This is a genomic window from Streptomyces sp. NPDC050422 (assembly GCF_044458665.1).
In the GTDB taxonomy this organism is placed as follows: Bacteria; Actinomycetota; Actinomycetes; order Streptomycetales; family Streptomycetaceae; genus Streptomyces.
In genome coordinates, this window is sequence record NZ_JBITIE010000015.1 from 95,744 (window position 1) to 116,439 (window position 20,696).

A 20,696-nucleotide genomic window follows, 5' to 3' on the forward strand; every position below is an offset into this window, starting at 1 on the left:
CGTGCTCCGTCCGGAGGTTGGCGATCTGTCCAACTCGCCCTGGAATCGGGCAGATTCGCAGACTGGTCGTCAACCTCCGTATGTGTGTGCTCAATCCTGTGCCCGGGATACACGCGTGTCTCCGAGGAGCGATAGGGTTAACCTGCCCGGGCCGGGTGCCCTCGTACGGGTGGGGAGTGACATGGAACAGATAACGGTGCGCAGCAGGCCGCGTGTGCCTGCCATTACATGCGGAAGCGGTGCGACGAGTTCGCGCCTCGACCGCCATCTCGCAGTGCTGGGCGGCCCTGCCGTCCCGCAGCGTGAGTCCGCGGAGGCGACGCTGCTGATGCTCGAGCTCACCTCGCGCGACGCCGCGCGCACCCGCCGGAGCAGGAGCGCGCGGGTCTCGCTCTTCGCTCCGCTGCGGCGACTGCGGCGCTCGCTCTTCGGCAGCCGCCGCTGATCCGACGCCCCGGTCCCGGCATCGCGCCGCTGCCCGCTCTTCCGTCATCCCCGGAGCCGGCCGTGGCGCTTTGCCATGTCCGCACGAAGCTCTCGTTCCCCGGTGGAGTGGGTGCCGAGGTAATTCGGTGCCGAAGTACTTCTACACTGTCCGCATGCCCGAGAAGCGAGCCGCGCGCCTGAGTCCCGACGAACGAAGGGCGCAATTGGTCGCGATTGGCGTGGACATGCTGTCCGATCGCTCGCTGGACGAGCTCTCCACCGACGATGTGGCGCGCCGCGCCGGGATCTCCCGGGGGCTGCTCTTCCACTACTTCGACTCCAAGCGCGACTTCTACCGCTCCATGGTGCAGCGGGAGTGCGACGACTTCGCCGCAGCCATGGAGCCGGACTCCTCGCTGGAGCCCGTTCCCTGGCTGCGGTCGTTCATCGCCGGGTTCGCGGCGTACGTCACGGAGCACCGCAGGGTTTATCTCGCCCTCGTCCGCGGCGCCGCCGGCAGTCACCCCGCCGTGGAGGACATCGTCGAGTCCACCCGCGACACCCTGGCCCGGCGGGTGGGGGAGGGCCAGCGACGGCTCGGTATGCCGGATTCGCCGCGGCTGCTCGTCGCCACCCGGGCCTGGATGGCCTTTGCCGAGGAGGCCGTCACCAGCTGGCCGCTCGACGAGCCGGACGCCCTCGACGAGCTCGGCGCCTTCCTGGAGTCCAGCTTCGTCTCCCTGCTGGGCGCACTGGACCGCCCGGTCGCGCTGCCCGGCTGAGCCACCGGCGCCTGCGGCCTCATTCGCCGCCGCGCGAGTAGCGGCGTACGGACAGCGGTACGGCGACCGCGAGCAGCACCGCCGACCAAAGCAGCGTTCCGGCCACCGGATGGGCGACCGGCCAGGCTGCGTCGGCGGCCGGTGCGGCGTTGCCGAAGAGATCGCGGACCGCCGCGGCGACGGCACTGATCGGGTTCCACTCCGCGAGCGTGCGCAGCCACCCCGGCAGGTTGTCGGTCGGGATGTACGCGCTGGAGAGCAGCGGCAGGATGAACGTGGAGGCGCCCAGCTGACCGGCGGCCTCCTCGTTCCGGATCAGCAGCCCCAGCCAGCAGCCCACCCACGACGTGGCGAACCGGAAGAGCAGTAGCAGCCCGAACGCGCCCAGCGCGGCGGCCGGCCCGCCCTCGATCCGCCAGCCGACGGCGAGTCCGACCAGCATCAGCGGGACCAGGCCGACGGCCGTGGTCAGCACATCGGCCGCGGTCTGTCCGAACGGCACGGCGGACCGGCTCATCGGCAGGGTGCGCAGCCGGTCCATCACGCCCCGGTGGCAGTCCTGCGCGGACTGGAACATGCCCGTCATGACCCCGTTCGCCGCAGTCGCCGCAAGCAGACCCGGCACCAGGAAGGCGCGGTACTCCTGCCCGGGGACCGCCAGGGCGCTGCCGAAGACGTACCCGAAGAACAGCAGCATCGTGATCGGCATGGTCTGGGTCAGGATCAGGACGCCCGGCGACGCCTTGATCCGCTGCAGATGGCGGCCGAGGACTGCCATGCCGTCCGCGACCGGGGTGTTCGCGGGCCTGGTGGCGTCCACCGTCCGCCGTTCCGTCACGAGTGCGTCGGTGCTCATGCTGCCGTCTCCTTGATGAGGGTGGCGCGGCCGGTCAGGCGCAGGAAGACCTCGTCGAGGGTGGGTGGGCGCAGACTCGCGTCGATCACCGCCGCGCCCGCCGCGTCGAGCTCGCGGACGATCCGAGGCAGGGTGAGTGAGGGGTCCGTGGCGACCGCGCCCACCGTGCGCCGCTCGTGGTCGAGCACCGGCGCGGCGCCCGTCAGCTGGTCCAGGACCGCTGCGGCCGGCCCGAGCGCGGAGGCGTGCGCGACGACGACCTCGGCGTAGCTGCCGATCCTGGCCTTCAGTTCGGCGGGGCTGCCGCTGTGGGCGGCCCGGCCGCTGTCGACGAGCACGATGTCGTCGGCCAGCTGATCGGCCTCCTCCAGATACTGCGTGGTGAGCAGGACGGTGGTGCCGCGGCCCGCCATCTCCCGTACCGCCGCCCAGATCTGATTGCGGCTGTGCGGGTCGAGTCCGGTGGTCGGCTCGTCCAGGAACAGCACCTGGGGCCGGGCCAGCAGGCTGGCGGCGAGATCCAGGCGGCGGCGCATCCCGCCCGAGTAGGTGCGGGCCGGGCGGTCGGCGGCGTCGGTCAGTTCGAAGCGTTCGAGGAGCTCGTCGGACCGGGTGCGCGCGGCCTCGCCCCGGTATTTGAGCAGCCGGGCGAAGAGCCGCAGGTTCTGCCGGCCGGACAGCTCGCCGTCGACGGAGGCGCTCTGCCCCGTGACGCCGATCGCCGCCCGTACGGCCCCGGCCTCCCGCACCACGTCGTGGCCCACGATCCGGGCGCTGCCGCCGTCGGGGGCGGTCAACGTGGTGAGGACGCGGACGGCGGTGGTCTTTCCGGCGCCGTTGGGCCCCAGGACTCCGCAGACGGTGCCTTCGGCGACGGCCAGATCCAGGCCGCGCAGCGCATGGACGTCGCCATAGCGCTTCTCCAGATCTTCACTAAGTACAGCGTACGTAGTTGTCATGCCGCAACGGTACCGCACTACGTACGGTGTACGTAACTACTATGGAGGTCGAGGTGATGATCAATGGTGGGGCGACCCGCTGTACCGGAAGTGATCTGGGCGCGCCCCGAGCGTGCGGGCCGTGGTCCCAAACCCGCGTTCAGCCGTGCGGACATCGCGGCGGCCGCTGTGCGCATCGCGGACGCGGAGGGGTTCGACGCGGTGTCGATGAGGAAGGTGGCCGCCGAGCTCGGCTGCGGCACGATGTCGCTCTACAACTACGTGCCCCGCAAGGAGGACCTGCACGAGCTGATGCTCGACGCGGTCAGCGCCGGGTACGAGTTCCCCGAGCCCTCCGGCGACTGGCGCGCCGACCTGCTCGCCCTCGCCCACCAGGCGCGGGGGATGATGCGCCGCCACACCTGGGTGCCGCGGCTGATGTCACCGGTGTACGGCTTCAGCCCGAACGCCCTGCGCTACCTGGAGTACGCGCTGAGCTGCCTGGACGGGGTCGACGCGCGGTTCGGCGAGAAGATGGAGCTCATCGCCATGGTCAACGGCGTGGTCACCACCTACACCGCCAACGAGATCGCCACGGCGGAGCGCAGTCGGTCCCTGCCCTGGTCCGAGGAGCAGGAGCAGGCTGCCCGCACCGGGTATCTGATCAGCCAGATCATGACCGGGAAGTACCCGCGGATGGCGGCGGGATTCGCCGAGGACCCCGGTCCGATCGATCTGGACGCCGTGTTCGACCGGGCGCTCGCCCGGGTGCTGGACTCGTTCGGCCGGGCATAGGGCGATGACCCGGACCGGCTCGCGTCACAACAGCGCGAACTGGCCGTCCGGGCCCTCCTCCTGGTGATCGAGTACGGACGCGGGCCGCCGGGCGGTCGCCGGCACCGGCAGGACACCCGCCACCCGCAACTCGTGTACGCCGATCTCCGGGCCCTGGGTCAGCTCCTCCTGCCGGGGCCGCAGTTCGGCGAGCAGGGCGAGCAGTGTGATCAGTTCCAGCAGCTCCGACGTCCACTCCCGCGGCCAGCCGCGGGGGAGTACGGCCTCCAGGCCCTCCGCCCCGGGCCCTGCCGTCCGGCGCCCGAACCACAGCTCCAGCATCCGTACGCCGCCCACCCGGAACTCCCACGCACCGGCGGGCACCGGCGAGATGCGGCCCGTACCGAGGTGCAGCGCCTGCTCCTCGGCGTCGTAGGACAGCTCCGACGGGGCGGGTGGCACGGCGGCCCGCACATACGGGCGCCGCCCGCCCGGCAGCCGGGGGCGGTCCCCGCCCCGGGCCCCGCGCAGCTGGAGCCGCAGCAGCTCCCGCCCCAGCTCCACCCCCGCCGACCAGCGCGCGGTGTCCGCGGGCAACGGCACCGCGCAGCCGGCCGGGGTGCGGCGGGCCGCCGCGAGGATCCAGGCCAGCACCGCCTCGGCGGTGACCTCCCTCCCGTGGCGGGCCCGCAGCAGGCCGAGCAGCCCGGGGGCCAGATTGGGTTCGGCGCCGCCGGGGCGCCGGTACAGCGGACGGAGCCGGCCGGGCCGTCCCGCGGGGGAGTGGCCGTCGGGGAGCAGCGCGGTCACGGAGAGGGCGGGGCCGGTGTCCTGGGGGACCGGTCCGTGCTCGACAACGAAGAGCTGGCGGCCGTCGGCGACCCGCCACAGTTCGGGCCGGGCCACGTCGATCAGGCGGTGGTCGGGGAGCAGCCACTGTTCGTCGAACGGCCCGTGCAGGATCCGTACGGGCTCCGGGCACGGCCCCGGCTCGCGGGCGAACCGGCCGGTCCCGGTGGACTGCCCGGGCAGGGCGGCCGCCGGAGTCTGCGGAGTGCGGGAACGCGTCGGTGCGAACAGGCGCTCGTGCTCGGCGCCCTCGGCCCGTACGAGGCGCTCCCAGCGGGCCTTGAGGGATGCGGCGTCGGGTGCGGTCACCCAGGGGCGCCCGGTCCTGAGCGGCCGCACGGACCAGGGCATGAGGTCGTCGAGAAGTGGGCTGCGCGGCCCCTCGCCGGAGCCGGCCGCTGCCGGAGCTGCCACCGTGTCGTCCTCCCCGTCGCCACGTCCGCCGCCTTCCCCGGCATCGTAACGGCGCGGCCACGGGTCCCGGCAGGGGGCGGCCTGCCGGGACCCGTGACCGCGCCGTCAGTGGGCCTCCACCGTGACCGAGAAGGAGAACCGGTCGCCCCGGTAGCGGATCTGCGCCACGTCGACCACCCGGCCGCCCTCGTCGTACGTCACGCCCGTGTAGTACAGGATCGGGCTGAGCAGCGGGACTTGGAGCAGCTCGGCGGTGGCCGGGTCGGCGAGCCGGGCCTCGACCGTGTCGGTGATCCGGGCGATCGGGACACCGACACGGTCGCGCAGCACCTTGGTCATCGGCCACCGCTCGAGATCGGCGGGGTCGAGACCGGCCGCGACCTCCGGATGGACCCAGTTCTGCGCCCAGTTGGTCGGCTCGCCGGTGTCCTCCTCGCACCGCAGGCGCCGGTACCCGGTGACCTCCGGGCAGCCGGGGAAGTACTCCGCGACATCGCCCGGCACCGGTGACGGGCCGTGGCCGAGCACAGTGGTCCGCTCGCCCGACTGCTGGGCGACGATCGCGTCGATCGAACCGAGCAGCCGCACCGGCGACACCCGGCGGGCGCGCGGCTCGATGAAGGTGCCGCGCCGCCGGTGACGGCTGATCAGCCCCTCGGTCTCCAGCTCCTTGAGTGCCTGGCGCATGGTGAGGACGCTGACGCCGTAGTGCACGGCGAGCTGCTCCTCGGTCGGCAGCCGCAGGGTGGCGTCCGGGGTGCGGCCCAGTATCGAGGCCCGCAGCGACTGCGAGACCTGGTACCACAGCGGGAGCTTGCGGTTCAGGACCAGTGAGTCGGGCGCGAAGGCGGCCCCCGGGGTCGCGGGGGGCTTCAGCGGGGGCTGCGGCACCTGGTCACCTGCATTTCGTCGTCGCTGCGGCATGAGGCCCGTTACGGCCTGAAGTTGCGGCTCAGACCCTGCCACACGTCGTCGTAGCCGTGCTGAAGATGTCCTGCCGTCGCCGCCTGTCCGGTCGCGGTGACGGGCCAGCGGGTCTCGAACATGAACGCCAGACCGTCGTCGATCTTCTGCGGCTTCAGCTCCGCCGCGCTCGCCCGCTCGAAGGTCTCCCGGTCCGGGCCGTGCGCCGACATCATGTTGTGCAGGGAGCCGCCGCCGGGCACGAAGCCCCCCTTGCCGGCCGTCTTCGCGTCGTACGCGCCCTCGATCAGGCCCATGTACTCGCTCATGACGTTGCGGTGGAAGTACGGCGGCCTGAAGGTGTCCTCACCCACCAGCCAGCGCGGCGCGAACACCACGAAGTCGACCCCGGCCAGACCGGGGGTGTCCGACGGGGAGGTCAGGACCGTGAAGATCGACGGGTCCGGGTGGTCGTAGCTGATCGAGCCGATGACGTTGAACCGGTGCAGGTCGTAGACGTACGGGGTGTGGTTGCCGTGCCAGGCGACCACATCGAGCGGGGAGTGGTCGTACGTCGCCGACCACAGGTTGCCGCAGTACTTGTTCACCACCTCGACCGGGCGCTCCACGTCCTCGTACGCGGCGACCGGGGCCAGGAAGTCCCGCGCGTTCGCGAGGCCGTTGGCGCCGATCGGGCCGAGGTCCGGGAGGGCGAACGGCTGGCCGTAGTTCTCGCAGACGTAGCCGCGGGCGGTGGCGTCGAGCAGCTCGACCCGGAAACGGACACCGCGGGGGATCAGCGCGACATGGCCCGGTTCGGCGCGCAGCAGGCCCAGTTCGGTGCGCAGCAGCAGGCCGCCCTGCTCGGGGACGATGAGGAGCTCGCCGTCGCTGTCGCTGAACACCCGGTCGGTCATGGCGGCGTTGGCGGCGTAGAGGTGCACGGCCATGCCGGTGCGCTGCGCGGCGTCGCCGTTGCCGCCCAGGGTCCACAGGCCGGACAGGAAGTCGGTGCCGGGCGCGGGCTCCGGGAGCGGGTCCCAGCGCAGCCGGTTGGGGTCCGGGACGGTCTCGGTGAAGGGGGCCGTGCGCAGGGCGCCGTTGTCGGTCCGGGTGAACGGCGGGTGGGCCGCCGAGGGGCGGATCCGGTAGAGCCAGGAGCGGCGGTTGTGGACGCGCGGCTCGGTGAAGGCCGAACCGCTGAGCTGCTCCGCGTAGAGCCCCAGCGGGGCGCGCTGCGGCGAGTTGCGGCCGTGCGGCAGTGCCCCCGGCACCGCTTCCGAGCTGTGCTGATTGCCGAATCCGGCGCAATGCGCAAGCCCTTCCGCCGTCTTCCGCGCCTGCTCGATGCCGCTCATGTGTGCTCCCGGTGCAAGAGGAATCCTGGAATCCTATGGTCAACCGTAGGAATCGGAGCGCGGAGAGTCAACGGCATTCGTGCGGCACAGGGGGGTTCCAAAAGTTGAACAATGCTCTACTCTCCCGCACATGTCGTGGACACGAAGACTCCTGGTGGTACTGGCGGCGCTCGCGGCCGCTCTTCTCGCGGCCCCGGTCGCCCAGGCGCACGAGGAGCGGCCGGTCACGCTGCCCGACGGCACCGGCAGCGTCCCCGTGTACCGCACGGGCGAGCCCGATCTCCTGGTCTGCAAGAGCGACCGGGCCGACTTCGAGCGCCGGACAGCCGGCTTCCCGGACGCCCTGCGGACCAGGAACCTGACGCTCTTCGACCGGTGCCAGAAGTCCGGCTACCGCCACCTCCAGCAGGCCGTCGACGCCGTCACCGGGCCCGGGAAGAACATCGCGATCCTGCCCGGCCTCTACGAGGAGGAGCCCTCGCTGCCGAAGCCGAAGGGGGAGTGCGCCCGGCTGAAGGCCCCCAACTCGCAGCTCGGCTACCAGATCCTGAGCTACGAGCAGCAGGCGAAGTGCCCGCACAACCAGAACCTGGTGGCGATCCTCGGCAAGAAGGACCTCCAGATCGAGGGCACCGGCGCCGCGCGCACGGACGTCGTCATCGACGCCAAGTACCAGAAGCTCAACGCGGTCCGTGCGGACGGCTCCGACGGCGTCTACTTCAAGAACTTCACCGCCCAGCGCACGACGTTCAACTCGCTGTACATCCTGGCCCAGGACGGCTTCGTCATCGACGACGTCCTGACCCGGTGGAACGACGAGTACGGCTTCCTGACCTTCGCCGGCGACCACGGCCTGTACAAGAACTGCGAGTCGTACGGCAACGGCGACTCCGGCATCTATCCGGGCAGCGCGTCCGACATCAACGACGCCCACGGCTACGAGGTGCCGCGCTACTCGATCGAGATCACCGGCTGCCGCAGCCACCACAACATGGTCGGCTACTCCGGCACCGCGGGCGACTCCGTCTACGTCCACGACAACGAGTTCGACCACAACATGGGCGGCGCCTCGATGGACAGCGCCTTCCCCGGCCACCCCGGACTGCCGCAGAACCACGCCCGCTTCGAGCGCAACCTGATCCACGACAACAACGCCGACTACTACCCGTACGTCGCCGACGGCACCTGCGCCAAGCCGCCCGTCGAGCGCGGCTACGAGGACGGGGTGGTCTGCCCGCAGATCTCCATGCCGCCGGGCACCGGCATCATCACCGCGGGCGGCAACTGGAACCTCTACGAGAACAACTGGGTCTACGGACAGCAGCGCGCCGCCTTCTTCCTGAGCGCCGTGCCCGCCTTCATCCGCGGTGAGGACGCCCTCGGCAAGCAGACCGACACCTCGCACCACAACCGGTACGCGAACAACCACCTCGGCACGGACAAGCAGGGCCGCTCGCGCCCCAACGGCACCGACGTGTGGTGGGACGGCCAGGGCGACGGCAACTGCTGGCAGTCGGACGCCGGGGCGTCCACGCCGCGCTCCCTGCCCGCGTGCGGGTCCGAGCGGGGCGAGGTCACCGGCAGCACCGACCGGCTGGTGGGCGAGCCCGTCAAACTCGCCCAGCTCCTGGTCTGCGCCGACTACAACGTGCAGGCGCGCCGGCTGCCGGCCGGCTGCGACTGGTACGGGGCGCGCGGCATCGAACGCATCGAGGTGCAGGCGGCCCTGGGCATCGCGGTGGTGCTGGTGCTGGTCGGCGGGGTGCTGTGGTGGCGCCGGCTGCGTACGAGTCGGCTCGCCACGGCCGCCACGGTCCTCGGCCTCATCGGCCTCGGGCTGGACGTCGCCGGGTCGACGATGGGGCTCGCTTCCACCTATGTGCCCGCGCTCGCGCTGCTGCTGACCGGGCTGTGGTGGACGGCTGTCGGGCTGGTGCTGCGGCGGGAGCGGCCGGGGTTCGGCTGGGTGACGGTGGTGCTGGGCGGGCTGACGCTGCTCGACGCGCTGGACAAGGGCGTGTTCATGATCCCGTGGATCCCGCTGAGCCCGGCGTGGGTGCGGGGGCTGCTCGGCCTGGTCTGGGTGGTGTGGGCCGTCGTGGCCGCCGCTCGCCACGGCGAGCGCGAACAGGGGACGCCGGACGCGGGAGGGAGCGGGGGGCACGCTGCCGAACCGGCCACCGGCTCCGACGGGGCGTCGGCTCCGAATGAGCTTGCCCATCCGACCTCGACCACTCCACCGGCCACCAGCCCGAACGGGGAACCGTCGTGAACCGGCACCCGAGCCACCAGGGCCACCCGACCCGGGCGTGGGCGCCGGCCCGCGGGCGCAGGTCAGCCGCCGCACTGCTTGCCGCGGCGGTCCTCCTGCTCGGCGCGGGCGCCTGCGGAGGGCGGGCCACCACCCACCACAAGCCCGGCACCAGTCATGAGCAGGCCACCGGAAGCAACGGCCGGCTTCTGACCGCGGACGACGGCTCCGGCAACCGGCTGCGCCAGGTCGACGCCCAGGGCGCGCCCGAGGTGGCCGTGGCCGTGCGGCCCGACTCGGAGGACGGCTGGAACGTCCACCTCTCGGTACGGAACTTCCGGTTCACCCCGGACAGCGTCGGCGGAGCCGCACTCCTCGGACGCGGCCACGCCCGGCTCTTCCTCGACGGCCACCCCCTCGCCCGTGTCTACGGCACCTGGTTCCACCTCCCCAAGGCGCTCCTGCGCGCCGCCGGGGGCGGCACCCGGCTGACCGCCCGCCTCTACGCCGACGACCACACCGCCTGGGCGGTCGACTCCGCCCCGGTCCAGGCCACCGCCACACTCGGCGGGGCCGCTTCGGCACCCGCGCCCACCCCCGGCACCACCGCGGAGATCTCCGTCCGCGACGGCAAGGTCAGTCCCGCCCCCGGGCGCACCGAGGTGAAGAAGGGCCAGACCGTGCGCCTGAAGGTGCTCAGCGACCGGGACGACACCCTGCACGTCCACGGCTACGACAAGGAGGCGCGGCTGCCCGCCGGCCGGACCGTCACCCTCACCTTCACCGCCGACCGCACCGGGCTCTTCGAGGTCGAGACGCACGAGTCCGACCTGCTCCTGACCCAACTCGTCGTACGGTGACGGCCCTCGACGATTCCGGTGCCGTGAGCCTCCTCGCCCACGGCATCGGCGCCCAGCACGACCTGCCCCTCTCGCCCTTCTACGCCTTCGCGGGAGCCTTCGCCGCGCTCTTCGTCTCCTTTCTCGCGCTCGGTCTGCTCTGGTCGTCGTCCCGGTTCCGGGGCGACCGGGCGGGCCGTCCGCTGCCGGCCGCCGTCCAGCGCGCGGCCGACGCCCGCACCACCCGCATCGCCGCCCGCGCGTTCGGCCTGGCCGCGGCGCTCCTGGTCGTGCTGCACCTCCTCCTCGGCCCGGCCGACCCGGACCGCAACCCGGCACCCGGCGCCGTCTACGTACTCCTGTGGGTCGGGCTCGTCCCGGCCTCGCTGCTGTTCGGGCCCGTCTGGCGGCTGTTCAACCCGCTGCGGACCCTCCATCTCCTCGGCTGCCGCGCGCTCGGACGCGACCCGGTCGCCGGCCGCCCGCCGCCCCCACGTCTGGGGATGTGGCCGGCCGCCGCCGGGCTCCTCGCCTTCACCTGGCTCGAACTCGTCGCCCCCGACCCCGCCTCACCCACCGCCCTGCTGGTCTTCCTCGGCCTCTACTCCGCCGCCCAGCTCACGGGCGCCGCCCGGTACGGGGCCCGTTGGTTCGACCACGCCGACGCCTTCGAGGTCTACTCGGGCCTCCTCGCCCGGCTCTCCCCGCTCGGCCGCCGTCCCGCCGACCGCCGCCTCGTCCTGCGCTCCCCGTTCAACGGACTCGACGCCACACCCCAGCTCCCCGGGCTCGTCGCCACCGTCTGCGTGATGCTCGGCTCCACGGCCTACGACGGCTTCTCCGACGCGCCCTCCTGGATCAACGCCGTCCAGACCTCGGCCATGGGCCGTACCGCCACCGCCACGCTCGGCCTCCTGGGCGCCGTCGCCCTCGTCGCCACCCTGTACGCCCTCAGCGCCGGTGCCACCCGGCTCCTCTCCGGCCAACTGCCGCACCCCCTCACCGCCTTCGCGCACTCCCTCGTCCCGATCGCCCTCGGCTATCTCGTCGCCCACTACTTCACACTCTTCGTCACCGAAGGTCCACGTACCGTCATGGTGGCACTCGGCGCTGACAATCCGGCACCACCCGAACCACCCCTGGGGCCGGGCGGCATCGCCACGCTCCAGGTCCTCGCCATCGTTCTCGGCCATGTCCTCGGCGTCGTCGCCGCCCACGACCGCTCCGTCCGGCTCTTCCCGCCCGGACGGGCCGTCGCCGGCCAGCTGCCGCTCCTGGTCCTGATGGTCGCGTACACGATCGGCGGACTGGCCCTGCTCATCGCCTGAGCCCGGGCCGTCCTGGCCCCGGAAGCCGAGTCCCGGGCGCACCCCCGCACCCGGCCGAGGAGACCCACGGCATCATGGAACCCGTGCCCCATGCGAACACGAACCTCCGCCGCGCCCCCGTGCAGCAGCGCAGCGCCGAGCGCCTCGCCCGGATACTCGACGCCTGCGCCGAACTCCTCGACGAGACCGGCTACGAGCAGCTCTCCACCCGGGCGGTGGCCGTACGCGCCGGGGTGCCCATCGGCTCCGTCTACCGGTTCTTCTCCAACAAGAGGGCCCTCGCCGACGCCCTCGCCCGCCGCAACCTGGACAGCTACGCCGAGCGGATCACCGCCCGGCTGGTCACCATCCCGGCCGGCGACTGGCGCCGCGCCATCGACGCCGTGCTCGACGAGTACCTGGCGATGAAGAGCTCCGTCCCCGGCTTCTCCCTCATCGACTTCGGAGCCCCCGCCCCCGACGACGACCCGGCCGACGACGCCAACCAGCGCGTCGCGGGGCGGCTCACCGAGCTGCTCGCCGGCCATCTGGACCGCGACTGGGACGAGGACCTCCTGCGCTCCATCCTGGTCTGCGTGGAGGCCGCCGACGCCCTGCTCCAACTCGCCTTCCGCACCGACCCGTCCGGCGACCGCGCGATCGTCGCCGAGACCCGTGTGCTCCTCAAGGCCTATCTCGCGCGCGTGCTGGACTGAGCCGGACCTGACCCCGGGGCAACCTTCTTCTCCGCACGCCTCCCCAGCATGCGTACCGGTCGGTATGCTCGGCCGTGCTTGCGCATGTCCGCGCGCCACCGCTGCAGCCGCCCCGGGAGGGCCCCATGCCGCACGACCCCAGCAGCTCCCGTACCGCCCTGCGCATCTGCCCTCTCTGCGAGGCCACCTGCGGACTCACCCTCACCATCGAGGGGACCAGGGTCACCGGGGCCCGCGGCGACCGGGAGGACGTGTTCAGCAAGGGGTTCATCTGCCCGAAGGGCGCGTCGGTCGGCGGGCTCGACGAGGACCCCGACCGGCTGCGCGCCCCCCTCGTCCGCAAGGACGGCGTCCTGACGGAGGCGAGTTGGGGCGAGGCGTTCGACGCGATCGCCCGCGCCCTGCCGGTCCTCGCGCAGGAACACGGGCCGCAGGCCGTCGGCCTCGTCCTCGGCAACCCCAACGTGCACACCATGGCCGGCGCGCTCTACCCGCCCGCCCTGCTCGCCGCCCTGCGCACCCGCGCGCTGTTCACCGCGAGCACCCTGGACCAGATGCCCAAGCACGTCTCCAGCGGACTGCTCTTCGGCGACCCGAACACCATTCCCGTGCCGGACCTCGACCGCACCGGCCACCTGCTGATGCTGGGCGCCAACCCCCTCGAATCCAACGGCAGCCTGTGCACCGCCCCCGACTTCCCCGGCAGGCTCAAGGCGCTGCGCCGCCGTGGCGGCACCCTCACCGTCGTCGACCCGCGCCGCACCCGCACCGCACGCCTCGCCGACCGGCACGTGGCCATCCGCCCCGGCACCGACGCCCTGCTGCTCGCCGCGATGGCGCACGTCCTCTTCGAGGAGAAGCTCACCGACCCCGGCGCGCTCGCGGATCACGTCGAGGGGATCGAGGAAGTCGCCGAAGCGGTAGGTGACTTCACGCCGGAGGCCGTCGCCGCGGCCTGCGACGTGGACGCGGCGACCATCCGCGCCCTCGCCCGGGAGCTCGCGGCCGCCCCCACCGCCGCCGTGTACGGCCGCATCGGCAGCAGCACCGTCGAACACGGCACCCTCGCCAGTTGGCTCGTCGACGTCCTCAACGTCCTCACCGGCAACCTCGACCGCCCCGGCGGCGCCCTCTTCCCGCTCTCCGCGACCGCCCGCGCCCCACGCCCGGCCGCCCCCGGAAAGGGGTTCGCCCTCGGCCGCTGGGCGAGCCGGGTCTCCGGCCACCCCGAGGCCAAGGGTGAACTGCCCATCTCCGCACTGGCCGAGGAGATCGGGACGCCGGGCGAGGGGCGGATCCGCGCCCTGATCGTCCTGGCCGCGAACCCCGTGCTCTCCGCTCCCGACGGTGACCGGCTCGACGCCGCGCTGGCCGACGGGCTCGACTTCATGGTGAGCGTCGACCCCTACCTCAACGAGACCTCACGCCACGCGGACGTGGTGCTGCCCCCGCCGCCGCCCTCGCAGAGCGCCCACTTCGACTTCGCGTTCAACGCCCTGGCCGTGCGCAACCAGGTCCGCTACACCCGCCCCGCCCTGCCCCTGGACGACGACCGGATGGACGAGGCGGAGATCCTCGCCCGGCTCGTCCTCGCCGTCTCCGGGACGCACGGCGCGGAGCCGGACGCCGTGGACACGATGATCATCGACCGGGCCCTCGGCAAGGCGGTCGCCGACCCGCTCTCGCCCGTACACGGCCAGGACCCGGCCGACATCTCCGCCGCGCTCACCGGCCGCACCGGGACGGAGCGGCGCCTCGACCTGATGCTCCGCCTCGGCCCGTACGGCGAGGGCTTCGGCACCGACCCCGACGGCCTGAGCCTGGAGCGGCTTCTCGCCCACCCGCACGGCATCGACCTCGGCCCCCTCACCTCCCGCGTCCCGGAGGTCCTCACCACCCGCAGCGGACGCGTCGAACTGTTCCCCGCCCCGATCGCCGCCGACCTGCCGAGGCTGCGCCGCGCCCTCGCCGGCCGTACCGACCCCGACGCGCTCGTCCTCATCGGCCGCCGCCACCTGCGCTCCAACAACAGCTGGCTGCACAACCTCGCCGCACTTCGCGGCGGCTCGAACGTCTGCACCCTCCAGATGCACCCCGAGGACGCGGCACGCCTCGGACTGACCGACGGCGCACCCGCCACGGTCACCGCGGACGGCGGCGAGCTCACGGTCCCGGTCGAGGTCACCGACACCGTACGGACGGGCGTGGTGAGCCTTCCGCACGGCTGGGGGCACAACCGCCCCGGCACCCGGATGTCCGTCGCCGCCGAGCAGCCCGGCGTCAACGTCAACCAGCTCCTCGACGGCAGCCGCCTCGACCCGCTCTCCGGCACCGCGGTGCTCAACGGAATCCCCGTCACGGTGGCACCCTCGCGTTGACCTGGGGTTTTGCTCGTATTGCTCGCATGTCAACGTCTTGTTAACGCCATATGGCGCGTCCTAACGTCATCCGAACCGCCGGTCCGGTGGGAGTTCAAAGGTGAACGTTAGGTATCCATATGCTGACCATCCTCGGCTTCGCCATGATCGCGACCTTCCTGGTCCTGATCATGATGAAGAAGATGTCGCCGATCGCGGCGCTCGTCCTGATCCCCGCACTCTTCTGTGTAGCCGTGGGGAAGGGGGCCCATCTCGGCGACTACGTCATCGAAGGCGTCGGCAACCTGGCGCCGACCGCCGCCATGCTGATGTTCGCCATCGTCTACTTCGGCGTGATGATCGACGTCGGCCTCTTCGACCCGATCGTCCGGGGCATCCTGCGCTTCTGCAAGGCCGACCCCATGCGGATCGTCGTGGGTACGGCGGTGCTCGCCGCGATCGTCTCGCTGGACGGTGACGGCTCCACCACCTTCATGATCACCGTCTCGGCGATGTATCCGCTCTACAAGCGCCTGAAGATGAGCCTGGTAGTGATGACCGGCGTCGCCGCCACGGCGAACGGCGTCATGAACACCCTGCCCTGGGGCGGCCCCACGGCCCGCGCCGCCACCGCCCTGAAGCTGGACGCGGGCGACATCTTCGTCCCCATGATCCCGGCGCTCGGTGTCGGACTCCTCGCGGTGATCCTGCTGGCCGTGGTCCTCGGCCGGCGCGAGCGCAAGCGGCTCGGCACACTCACCCTCGACGGGGCACCGGCGACCGGGACGGTCACGGAGACGGAGCAGGTCCTCGTGGCCGCGGGCGGCGGCAGCGACCGGCTGCGCAAGAGCACCGGCGGAGCCGGCACGGGCGGCACGGGCTCCGAGGCACCCGAGGACGCCGAGGACGCCGAGGAGACCGAAGAAGCCGGCGACGGCTTCAAGGGCCTCGACCCCCACCGCGCCACCCTGCGGCCCAAGCTCTACTGGTTCAACGCCGCACTCACCGTCGCCCTGCTCACCGCGATGATCATGGAAGTAATGCCGATCCCGGTGCTCTTCCTCCTCGGCGCGGCCCTCGCCCTCACCGTCAACTTCCCCCACATGCCCGACCAGCGGGCCCGGATCGCGGCCCATGCCGACAACGTCCTCAACGTCTCCGGCATGGTCTTCGCCGCCGCCGTCTTCACCGGCGTGCTCACCGGAACCGGCATGGTCGACCACATGGCCGACTGGCTGGTCGGCGCGATCCCGGAGGGCATGGGACCGCACATGGCCCTCGTCACCGGCGTGCTGAGTATCCCGCTCACGTACTTCATGTCCAACGACGGCTTCTACTTCGGAGTCGTGCCCGTGCTCGCCGAGGCCGGAGCCGCACACGGCGTCTCCCCGCTGGAGATCGCCCGCGCCTCCCTGGTCGGCCAGCCCCTGCACATGTCGTCCCCGCTGGTGCCCGCCGTCTACGTCCTGGTCGGCATGGCCAAGGTCGAATTCGGCGACCACACCCGCTTCACCGTCAAGTGGGCCGCGCTCACCTCCCTGGTCGTGCTCGGGGCCGGACTCCTGTTCGGGATCATCTGAGAGCTTCCGACCATGACCGACACCACCGGGCCCGGCCGGAGCTGGCTGCTGCGCCTCGTCATCGCCTTCGCCTTCGCGCAGGGGGCGGTGTCGATGGCGCGGCCGGCCGTCTCCTACCGGGCCCTGGCGCTCGGTGCGGACGAGCGGTCGATCGGCGTCATCACCGGGGTGTACGCGCTCCTGCCGCTCTTCGTCGCCGTACCGCTGGGGCGCCGCACGGACCACGGCAGATGCGCACCCCTGCTGCCCGTCGGCGTCGTCCTGATCGCCGGTGGCTGCGCACTCAGCGGCCGGGCGGGCTCGCCGGCCGGGATGGCGGCCTGGAGCGGGGTCATGGGGCTCGGCCACCTCTGCTTCGTGATCGGCGCCCAGTCGATCGTCGCCCGCCAGTCGGCCCCGGCCGAACAGGACCGCAACTTCGGCCACTTCACCATCGGCGCCTCCCTCGGCCAGCTCATCGGCCCGATCGCCGCCGGTTACCTCATCTCCGAGCGTGACGGCGCCATGGGCCGGACCAGCGCCCTCGCCCTGATCGTCTCGGCGGCGGTCGCCGCAGTCTCCTTCGCCTCCCTCTGGCGCATCGAACACCGGACCGCCCCCGCACCCCGCGGCAAGGCCCCGGCCGCCAAGGTGCCCGTCGGCAGCATCCTGCGCGCCCGGGGAGTCCCCGCCGGGATCTTCGTCAGCCTCGCCGTGCTCTCCGCGACCGACATCCTCACCGCGTATCTGCCGGTCGTCGGTGAACACCGGGGCATCGCCCCCGCCACGGTCGGCCTGCTGCTGAGCCTTCGCGCGGCCGCCACCATCGCCTGCCGGCTCGTGATGACCCCGCTGCTCCGGCTGCTCGGCCGGGCGGCCCTGCTCGCCTCCACCTGTCTGCTGGCCGGAGTGCTCTGCGCCGGCATCGCCCTCCCCGTCCCCGTCTGGACGCTGGCCCTGATGCTCGCCGTCCTCGGCTTCTGCCTCGGGGCCGGCCAGCCCCTGTCGATGACCACGGTCGTCCAGGCCGCCCCGGCGGCCGCGCGCTCCACCGCGCTCGCCCTGCGGCTGACCGGCAACCGGCTCGGCCAGGTGGCGACTCCCGCCGCGGCGGGACTCGTCGCCGGTGTGGCGGGCACCGCGGCTCCCTTCGTCATGCTCGGCGCGCTGCTCGTCGCGGCGGCGGGCCTGGGCGCACGCGGCAAGGACGCTCGCCCACCGGGTCCGGGCCGGGTTCCGGAACCGGATCCGGCCGTACCCGCGCGGGCGGACCTCAACCGGAATCCCACCTGACACTTACAGCCCGGCACTCCCGGTACGGCGCAACCTTTGCCGGAGTCATTCCCACACCCGGCGCAGTGGGTTAATTTCAGGCCACTGCTGCCGCTCCCCACCGCTCCACCATCACCCTCCCGGGCGGAACCACATGACTCGCGCCATCATCCTGAACAATGTCAGCAAGGCCTACGGACGCTCCGCGCGCGCCGTCGACCGTCTCTCACTCTCCATCGACCCGGGCGAGTTCGTCGTCCTGCTGGGCCCTTCGGGGTGCGGCAAGTCGACCGTGCTCCGCATGATCGCCGGCCTGGAGGACGTCACCGAGGGCGAGATCCTGCTCGACGGTGAACCGGCCAATCACCTGACCCCCCGCGAGCGCGGCATGGCCATGGTCTTCCAGAACTTCGCGCTCTACCCGACCATGACCAACCGGGCCAACATCGGTTTCCCGCTGAAGCTGGAGAACCCCCGCCAGGACCACACCGAGCGCATCGAGAACACGGCCAGGATGCTCGGCATCGAGAGCGTCCTGGACCGGCTGCCCGGCCAGCTCTCCGGCGGTGAGCGCCAGCGGGTCGCGATGGGCCGGGCGATCTCCCGCCAGCCCTCCGCCTTCCTCATGGACGAGCCGCTCTCCAACCTCGACGCGAAGCTCCGCAACCACCTGCGGGCCGAGATATCCCAGCTCACCAAGGAACTCGGCGTCACCACGGTCTACGTGACACACGACCAGGCCGAGGCGATGTCGCTGGGCCACCGGGTCGCAGTCATGCGCGGGGGAGTGCTCCAGCAGGTCAGCCCGCCGCGCGAGGTGTACTCGCTGCCGGAGAACGTGTTCGTCGCCGCGTTCATCGGCACCCCGCGGATCAATCTGCTGCAGGCCGTCGTGCACGCGCCGCTGGAGGGCCGGATGTCGATCGACCTCGGCCGCCAGCGCCTCCCGCTGCCCGAACCCCTCAGCCCCGATCACCAGTTGCTCCGCATCCAGCAGGGCCGGCGCATCATCGTCGGACTGCGCTCCGAAGCGGTCCGGATCGCCCCGCCCAGCCAGGCCCGCCCCGGTGAGGTCGCGCTCAGCGGCATCGTCGAGCACGTCGAGTACCAGGGGCACGAGGCGCTCGTCCACCTCAACACCGGTTCGCAGCCCGCCGTGGTGCCGGACCTGGAGTCGGCCCGCCCAGACCGTGGCAGTGTGCGCAGGCGCCGTGGCGGCCAGGGCGGGGCCGGCGTCCTGGAACGGCTCAAGGAACGCGCCACCGGTCAGTCCGGCGCGTCCGTTGCCGTCCTCGACGATCCGGGACTCGAGCCGCTCCCGGCCGGCGTGCACAGCCCCGACCGTCCCGCGGTCACCTCCAGCGACCTCGTCGTCCGCACCGGTCCCGACATGCGGCTGCGCACCGGGGGCCAGGTCCCGCTCCTGGTCGACCTGGCGCACCTGTACGTCTTCGACCACCAGGGCCGCCGGATCTGCCCCCTCCCGAGGGACGTCCCGGGCCTGGAGGTGTAGGGCGACGGCACCGCGGCCCGCCCGCCGCCCGCCTCCCCGACGGTCTCACCGAGGCCGTGGGCGGCGGACGGGCCCCGGCACGTGACGGACGTCTCTGGCGCCAGAAAACTAACGGCGCTAGTTTAGGGCGCGGACGACCTCGTCCGTCACCGCGTCCGGGAGGAACAGCCATGAAGGCCCATGACGGTATGTACATCGGCGGCGCATGGCGGCCCGCCGCCGGAGCGGACACCATCGCGGTGGTGAACCCGGCGGACGAACAGGTCATCGCACACGTCCCGGCCGGCACGGCCGAGGACGTCGACGCCGCCGTACGCGCCGCCCGCACGGCCTTCCCCGGCTGGGCCGCGACCCCGCCCGCCGAACGGGCCGCCCGGATCGGCGCGCTGCGCGACGTGCTGGCCGCCCGCAAGGACGAGATCGCCGAGACGGTCACCGCCGAACTGGGCTCGCCGCTGCCGATGTCGCAGATGGTGCACGCGGGTGTGCCGGTGCTGGTCGCCGGTTCGTACGCCGAACTGGCCGCGACGTACGCCTTCGAGGAGCGCCACGGCAACTCCACCGTGTTCCTGGAGCCCGTCGGCGTGGTCGGCGCGATCACCCCGTGGAACTACCCGCTGCACCAGATCGTCGCCAAGGTGGCCCCCGCGCTCGCCGCCGGCTGCACGGTCGTCCTCAAGCCCGCCGAGGACACCCCGCTCACCGCGCAGCTCTTCGCCGAGGCCACGGAGGAGGCCGGTCTGCCCGCCGGTGTCTTCAACCTCGTCACCGGCCTCGGCCCGGTCGCCGGACAGGCCCTCGCCGAGCACGAGGACGTCGACCTCGTCTCCTTCACCGGCTCCACCGCAGTCGGCAGGCAGATCGGTGCCACGGCGGGCGGCGCGATCAAGCGCGTCGCGCTGGAGCTCGGCGGCAAGTCCGCCAACGTCATCCTGCCCTCGGCCGATCTGGCCAAGGCGGTCAACGTCGGCGTCGCCAACGTGATGTCCAACTCCGGCCAGACGTGCAGCGCCTGGACCCGGATGCTGGTGGACGCCGACCGGTACGAGGAGGCCGTCGCCCTCGCCGCCGCGGCCGTCGCCAAGTACGTACCCGGCGAGCGGGTCGGTCCGCTCGTCAACGCCAAGCAGCAGGCCCGGGTGCGCGGTTACATCGAGAAGGGCATCGAGGAGGGCGCCCGCGTCGTGGCGGGCGGCCCCGAGGCGCCGCTCGCCACCGGGTACTACGTCAGCCCCACCGTGTTCGCCGACGTCACCCCGGAGATGACTATCGCCCAGGAGGAGATCTTCGGCCCGGTCGTCTCGATCCTGAAGTACGAGGACGAGGCGGACGCGCTGCGCATCGCCAACGGCACCGTGTACGGGCTCGCGGGCGCCGTCTGGGCCGGCGACGACGCGGAGGCCGTCGCCTTCGCCCGCCGGATGGACACCGGTCAGGTCGACATCAACGGCGGCCGCTTCAACCCGCTCGCCCCCTTCGGCGGCTACAAGCAGTCCGGCGTCGGCCGCGAACTCGGTGCGCACGGCCTCGCCGAGTACCTTCAGACGAAGTCCCTCCAGTTCTGAGTCCGATCCCCGATACC

17 protein-coding genes are annotated in these 20,696 nt (G+C 72.3%); 12 read left to right on the forward strand and 5 right to left on the reverse strand.

The window, feature by feature from the left end; genetic code table 11:
- Positions 1-181 precede the first annotated feature (181 nt).
- Both ACIBJG_RS24165 and ACIBJG_RS24170 read left to right on the forward strand, forming a co-directional pair.
- The gene (locus ACIBJG_RS24165) at positions 182-445 is read left to right on the forward strand and encodes a hypothetical protein (RefSeq protein WP_383114121.1); all 264 of its coding nucleotides are present in this window, start codon (positions 182-184) and stop codon (positions 443-445) included.
- A gap of 154 nt (positions 446-599) precedes the next feature.
- Complete coding sequence (locus tag ACIBJG_RS24170) at positions 600-1,208, forward strand: TetR/AcrR family transcriptional regulator (RefSeq protein ID WP_399310301.1); 609 nt, start codon at positions 600-602, stop codon at positions 1,206-1,208.
- A 19-nt stretch (positions 1,209-1,227) separates the two neighbouring features.
- Here ACIBJG_RS24170 and ACIBJG_RS24175 read toward each other — a convergent pair whose 3' ends face one another.
- Both ACIBJG_RS24175 and ACIBJG_RS24180 read right to left on the reverse strand, forming a co-directional pair.
- Complete coding sequence (locus tag ACIBJG_RS24175; RefSeq protein WP_399310494.1) at positions 1,228-1,986, reverse strand: ABC transporter permease; 759 nt, start codon at positions 1,984-1,986, stop codon at positions 1,228-1,230.
- Between the two features lie 74 nt (positions 1,987-2,060).
- Positions 2,061-3,023 carry an ATP-binding cassette domain-containing protein gene (locus ACIBJG_RS24180; protein ID WP_399310303.1) on the reverse strand — a complete coding sequence of 321 codons (963 nt, stop codon included), beginning with the start codon at positions 3,021-3,023 and terminating at the stop codon, positions 2,061-2,063.
- A gap of 63 nt (positions 3,024-3,086) precedes the next feature.
- Here ACIBJG_RS24180 and ACIBJG_RS24185 point away from each other — a divergent pair, with 63 nt between their 5' ends.
- A complete protein-coding gene (locus ACIBJG_RS24185; RefSeq protein ID WP_399310305.1) occupies positions 3,087-3,797 on the forward strand; it encodes a TetR/AcrR family transcriptional regulator in 711 nt (236 codons plus the stop codon).
- 24 nt (positions 3,798-3,821) lie between these two features.
- On the opposite strand, the gene ACIBJG_RS24190 is transcribed toward ACIBJG_RS24185, so the two are convergent.
- From ACIBJG_RS24190 to hmgA, 3 genes are all read right to left on the reverse strand, one after another.
- Positions 3,822-5,039 (reverse strand): type ISP restriction/modification enzyme, encoded by a 1,218-nt coding sequence (locus ACIBJG_RS24190; RefSeq protein ID WP_399310308.1) that lies wholly within the window; start codon positions 5,037-5,039, stop codon positions 3,822-3,824.
- 105 nt (positions 5,040-5,144) lie between these two features.
- Positions 5,145-5,963, reverse strand: a complete 819-nt coding sequence (locus ACIBJG_RS24195; protein WP_399310310.1) for a GntR family transcriptional regulator — start codon at positions 5,961-5,963, stop codon at positions 5,145-5,147.
- 8 nt (positions 5,964-5,971) lie between these two features.
- Positions 5,972-7,300, reverse strand: coding sequence for a homogentisate 1,2-dioxygenase (gene hmgA, locus ACIBJG_RS24200; protein ID WP_399310312.1), 1,329 nt, complete (start codon positions 7,298-7,300; stop codon positions 5,972-5,974).
- Positions 7,301-7,430: 130 nt separating this feature from the next.
- On the opposite strand from hmgA, the gene ACIBJG_RS24205 reads away from it, so the two are divergent.
- From ACIBJG_RS24205 to ACIBJG_RS24245, 9 genes are all read left to right on the forward strand, one after another.
- On the forward strand, positions 7,431-9,572 hold the full coding sequence (locus tag ACIBJG_RS24205) for a right-handed parallel beta-helix repeat-containing protein (RefSeq protein WP_399310314.1): 2,142 nt from the start codon (positions 7,431-7,433) through the stop codon (positions 9,570-9,572).
- Between the two features lie 74 nt (positions 9,573-9,646).
- On the forward strand, positions 9,647-10,411 hold the full coding sequence (locus ACIBJG_RS24210) for a hypothetical protein (RefSeq protein WP_399310496.1): 765 nt from the start codon (positions 9,647-9,649) through the stop codon (positions 10,409-10,411).
- A 23-nt stretch (positions 10,412-10,434) separates the two neighbouring features.
- Complete coding sequence (locus ACIBJG_RS24215) at positions 10,435-11,718, forward strand: hypothetical protein (protein WP_399310316.1); 1,284 nt, start codon at positions 10,435-10,437, stop codon at positions 11,716-11,718.
- 74 nt (positions 11,719-11,792) lie between these two features.
- A complete protein-coding gene (locus tag ACIBJG_RS24220) occupies positions 11,793-12,413 on the forward strand; it encodes a TetR/AcrR family transcriptional regulator (RefSeq protein WP_399310318.1) in 621 nt (206 codons plus the stop codon).
- Between the two features lie 125 nt (positions 12,414-12,538).
- Positions 12,539-14,791 (forward strand): molybdopterin oxidoreductase family protein, encoded by a 2,253-nt coding sequence (locus tag ACIBJG_RS24225; protein ID WP_399310320.1) that lies wholly within the window; start codon positions 12,539-12,541, stop codon positions 14,789-14,791.
- Between the two features lie 119 nt (positions 14,792-14,910).
- Positions 14,911-16,350 (forward strand): CitMHS family transporter, encoded by a 1,440-nt coding sequence (locus ACIBJG_RS24230; RefSeq protein ID WP_399310322.1) that lies wholly within the window; start codon positions 14,911-14,913, stop codon positions 16,348-16,350.
- Between the two features lie 12 nt (positions 16,351-16,362).
- Positions 16,363-17,622 carry an MFS transporter gene (locus tag ACIBJG_RS24235; RefSeq protein ID WP_399310324.1) on the forward strand — a complete coding sequence of 420 codons (1,260 nt, stop codon included), beginning with the start codon at positions 16,363-16,365 and terminating at the stop codon, positions 17,620-17,622.
- A gap of 133 nt (positions 17,623-17,755) precedes the next feature.
- Positions 17,756-19,114, forward strand: a complete 1,359-nt coding sequence (locus tag ACIBJG_RS24240) for an ABC transporter ATP-binding protein (protein ID WP_399310325.1) — start codon at positions 17,756-17,758, stop codon at positions 19,112-19,114.
- 170 nt (positions 19,115-19,284) lie between these two features.
- Positions 19,285-20,679, forward strand: coding sequence for an aldehyde dehydrogenase family protein (locus ACIBJG_RS24245; protein WP_399310327.1), 1,395 nt, complete (start codon positions 19,285-19,287; stop codon positions 20,677-20,679).
- The last annotated feature ends 17 nt before the right edge of the window (positions 20,680-20,696 follow it).